We start from the raw sequence: 826 nt of genomic DNA, 5'->3' as shown, positions 1-826 counted from the left end.
CGGGTCTTCTCATATTTTTGGGAGGTAATTTTCTTCAGTCACCATATTGATATTCCAATGCTTGTTCTCAGTTTTTAATAACCATAAAATTTTGACCATTAAATTTTTTAGTTATGTATTGATTGAAGTACTCACTTTTGATAGGTTTAACATAACCTGTTCTACAATTTGTACTTGTTAGCAATCCGGTTGGATTATCATTATATTTCCTTGTAACTTTATCCATTTTTTTAAGCATCCAAGAATATTTCATAAAATAAGATGGCCAAATAGTTAATTTATGCAAAACTTTATAAATGAACTTCGAGTAATTATGATTAGCTCTTCTATATGTTCATGTATCTCAAACATAACATCAAAACTTGTGTCATTTTCTAATTAATTTATTTTTAGGCACTGAATCCAAAACAAATATATCAACTCAAACTCCTGAAGGATAATCAAAATTTTGAGTTGTTTTTTCCTTTAGTTTAGAATTTATAAACATAACTCTTGTTGTGAAAATACCTCTATCAGGATAACTTCTTTCGTTTGCAATAATATAGTCACTTGAATATTTTTCATCAGCGGTTTTTAGGAATTTTTCATATTCTTTCCTTGTCATAACTACATCTACATCATCATCCCAAGGTATAAACCCTTCATGCCTCGCAGCACCTAACAGTGTCCCATAAAATAGCGAATATTTAATATCATTTTCCAAACAAAAATTATGCAAGACTTTCAATGCTTCAAACCCCTCATCTTGAGCAATCTTTAGTTTTGGATATATCTTTTGGTAATCTTTTTTTGTCATCTATACTCCTTTAATATTTAATTCAATTAT

1 protein-coding gene is annotated in these 826 nt (G+C 28.6%); it reads right to left on the bottom strand.

Going from position 1 to position 826, the window contains the following annotated elements; all coding sequences use genetic code 4:
* A partial coding sequence (locus tag C4B24_RS04850; RefSeq protein ID WP_131599651.1) for a LicD family protein occupies nt 1-796 on the bottom strand: 796 nt, incomplete at its 3' end.
* Nucleotides 797-826: the final 30 nt, after the last annotated feature.

Origin of the sequence: Mycoplasma marinum, assembly GCF_004335975.1 — a bacterium.
Taxonomy (GTDB): domain Bacteria; phylum Bacillota_I; class Bacilli_A; order Mycoplasmatales; family Metamycoplasmataceae; genus Mycoplasma_K; species Mycoplasma_K marinum.
The sequence above is the reverse complement of the archived record's forward strand: the minus strand, read 5'-3'. Positions and strand labels throughout refer to the sequence as shown.